This is a genomic window from uncultured Methylobacterium sp., assembly GCF_964244095.1.
Lineage (GTDB): Bacteria > Pseudomonadota > Alphaproteobacteria > Rhizobiales > Beijerinckiaceae > Methylobacterium.
In genome coordinates, this window is the sequence record NZ_CAXTHR010000238.1 from 1 (window position 1) to 3,501 (window position 3,501).

The window sequence follows — 3,501 nt, forward strand, 5'->3', positions numbered from 1 at the left end:
GAGAGAGGCTCCCGGCCAGCCCGTCACGGAGAACTACCGTGGCCAAGTCAGTCCAAAAGATCACCCTGTCGTCCTCGCGCGACATTCCGTTCGACAAGCTGTTGCTCAGCCAGTCCAATGTCCGCCACGTCAAGGCGGGCGTTTCGATCGAGGAACTCGCCGAAGACATCGCCCGACGCGGCCTCCTCATGGGCCTGAGCGTCCGGGCCGTCACCGACGAAGCCGGCGCGGAAACCGGCATGTTCGAGATCCCGGCCGGCGGCCGCCGCTACCGGGCGCTCGCGCTGCTGGTGAAGCAGCGTCGTCTCGCCAAGACCGCGCCCGTCCCCTGCGTCGTGCGGACCGACGGCCTCGCCGAGGAGGACAGCCTCGCCGAGAACATCCAGCGAGCGCCGCTACATCCGCTCGACCAGTTCCGGGCGTTCCTCGCGCTGCGCGCCAAGGGCCAGACCGAGGAGGAGATCGCAGCGAACCAGTTCGTCTCGGTCGCCGTGGTCAAGCAGCGCCTGCGGCTCGCGTCGGTCAGCCCCAAGCTGCTCGACGTTTACGCCGAGGACGGCATGACCCTCGACCAGCTGATGGCGTTCACCGTGAACGGCGATCACGAGCGCCAGGAGCAGGTCTTCGAGCGCCTGTGCCAGTCCTACGACAAGCAGCCCTACACGATCCGGCGGATGCTGACCGAAGGTGCGGTCAGGGCTTCGGACAAGCGCGCCCAGTTCATCGGCGTCGATGCCTATGTCGAGGCGGGCGGCACGGTCCTGAACGACCTGTTCCAGGGTGATGACGGCGGCTGGCTGCAGGACATCGGCCTGGTCGACATGATGGTCGCCGAGAAGCTCAACGAGGCGAGCGTGACCATCGGTGCCGAAGGCTGGAAATGGGTCGAGGTCGCCCCGGACTTCGCCTACGGCCACACCTATGGCCTGCGCCAAATCCGCGGCGAGACGGTGCCGTTCACGCCGGAGGAAGAGGCGACCCTCGCGGCGCTCCAGCAGGAGGTCGACGACATCGAGACAGCGTCGGCAGAAACCGAGGAGCTGACCGACGAGCAGGACCAGCGCATGGGCGAGCTCGAGACCGCGATTGAGGCGCTGAATGCGCGGCCGGTCGTTTACGACGCCGACGAGGTCGTCCGCGCCGGCGCCTTCGTCAGCATCGCCGCCGACGGCTCGCTGCGCATCGAGCGTGGCTACGTCCGGTCCGAGGACGAGTTGCCGGTCGAGCCCGAACTCACCGATGATCGGTACGCCGAGGGCGAGGCGGGCGCTGGCGATGCCGGGGTCGAGGGCGACGAGCCAGACGGCCCGGCGGTCATCCCGGCGATCGAGCCGGAGGAAGACGAGGGGCTGCGACCGATCCCCGACAAGCTGCTGACCGAGCTGACCGCCCACCGCACGCTGGCGATTCGCCACGCGCTCGGCGAGCGGCCCGACGTCGCCTTCCTCGCCGCATTGCACGCACTGGCCCTGGGGGTTTTCTACACGTACCGCTCGGACACCTGCTTGGAACTCGACCTGAAGAGCGTCCAGTTCGGGAGCCAGGCGCCCGGGCTGAACGACACCCCGCTCGCACGTTCGTTCGACGAGCGGCACCAGTCCTGGCGCGCGGCCCTGCCCAAGGACTCGAGCGATCTGTGGGAGGCGCTCGACGCGTTCGACGGCGACAGCCGCGCCGCGCTGTTCGCCCACTGCGTGTCGCTCAGTGTCAACGCGGTCCACGAAGCCTGGAACCGCCGCCCGAAGGCGTTCGCGCACGCCGACCGGCTCGCCCAGATGGTCGACCTCGACCTGGCCGCGAGCTGGACGCCGACGGCGGCCAACTTCCTCGGGCGCGTGACCAAGGCGCGCATCCTGCAGGCGGTCGCCGAGGGCAGGGATCGGCGGACCGCGGATCGCATCGAGCATCTGAAGAAGGTGGAGATGGCGACGGAGGCGGAGACGCTGCTTGCCGGCTCTGGCTGGTTGCCCGAGCCGCTGCGCACCCCTGGCCGGGTGATGGCCGCGACGGCGGAGTCGATCGACCCCGAGAGCGTGCGGGTGATCGAACCACCCGTCGAAGAAACGGCGGCGGACGGCGGCGAATCGGCTGTGGTCGCCGACGGGGCCACGGTCGAGGATGCGGAAGCGGTCGACGATGAGGAGGCCGCGTTCGAGCCCCACGCGATCGCCGCCGAGTAAGCATCGCACCCGTGACCACCTTGGGGCTCGCCGGCAACGGCGGGCCCCTTCTTCGTTCAGGAGGCGATCGATGCCGGACACCGCCTCAGAGCTGGCCCGCCGCCTCGCCGCCAACGCCGAGGCGGTTTGCAGGCACTATCTGTCCAACGGCCGGCGCGAGGGCCGCTGGTGGACCGTGGGCGACATCCACAACTCACCCGGCCGCTCGATGATGGTCCGGCTGAAGAGCACCGACCGTGGGCCGGCGGGCAAATGGACCGATGCCGCTACCGGCGAGCACGGCGACCTGCTCGACCTCATCGCCCAGGCGCAGGGCTGCGCAACGCTGGCCGACACGCTCGACGAAGCCCGACGCTTCCTGAGCCTACCTCGACCCGAGGGCCATGAGCCGGTCATGCCCGCGCCGCAGGGGTCGCCCGAGGCGGCACGGCGGCTATTCGCCATGTCCAAGCCGATCCGGGGCACGGCCGCAGAAACGTATTTGCGCACTCGCGGCATTACGGATTTGCGGGACTGTACGTCGCTGCGCTTCCACCCGCGCTGCTATTACCGTGGTGACGAGGCCGACCCGGCCGACTCCGCCCGTAATGCCTGGCCGGCGTTGATCGCGGCCGCCACCGACCCGGCGGGCGCCATCACCGGCGTGCATCGGACCTGGCTCGCCCCTTCCGGGCAGACGAAGGCGCCGGTCTCGACCCCGCGACGTTCGATGGGGCTAATCAACGGCCAGGGCGTCCGCATCGGCGCGGCACATGGCATCGTCGCCGTCGGCGAGGGCCTGGAGACCATGCTGTCGCTTCGTGTCGCACTGCCCGACCTGCCGGTGATCGCCGCAGGCTCGGCCAACCATCTCGACGCCTTACTCCTGTCTGACGGTCTACGCCGCCTCTACGTCGCTGAGGACGACGATCCGGCCGGACGACGCGCGACGGCGTCGGTGATGACCAGAGCGGAAGCGGCCGGAATCGAGGCGATACGGCTGGCGCCCGCAAGGGGCGACTTCAACGACGATCTGCGGCAGCTCGGACGAGAGGCGCTCCACGCGGCCTTGCGGGTGCAACTCGCCCCCGAAGACGTCGAGCGGTTCTGGACGCCAGGACGGGAGAGCGCTCGCGCAGCCTAACACGGGTTCGACCGCCAACGTGGAAGGTGGCCGAGGGCTGTTCCCCTTAGCAGGAGAGCCGCGCCCCTGGCCTCTGAGAGGGGCGATCGGACCGGAGCCGGTCCGGGCCGGCAACGGCTGCGCGCGACTTTCTTCCCCTGGGCTACGCCCATTCCTCGCGAGACAAGAAAGCCGTGCTCGCCGTCCTCCGCTGTGCTC

2 protein-coding genes are annotated in these 3,501 nt (G+C 69.6%); both read left to right on the forward strand.

Going from position 1 to position 3,501, the window contains the following annotated elements:
- The first annotated feature begins 38 nt into the window (after positions 1 to 38).
- Complete coding sequence (locus ACFE86_RS21760; protein WP_375457399.1) at positions 39 to 2,180, forward strand: ParB/RepB/Spo0J family partition protein; 2,142 nt, start codon at positions 39 to 41, stop codon at positions 2,178 to 2,180.
- 70 nt (positions 2,181 to 2,250) lie between these two features.
- On the forward strand, positions 2,251 to 3,303 hold the full coding sequence (locus tag ACFE86_RS21765; protein WP_375457400.1) for a toprim domain-containing protein: 1,053 nt from the start codon (positions 2,251 to 2,253) through the stop codon (positions 3,301 to 3,303).
- Positions 3,304 to 3,501 lie beyond the last annotated feature (198 nt).

Excerpts from the sequence above, each read along its gene's own strand:
- ACFE86_RS21765 (WP_375457400.1), top strand. The coding sequence starts at position 2,251 with ATGCCGGACACCGCCTCAGAGCTGGCCCGCCGCCTCGCCGCCAACGCC.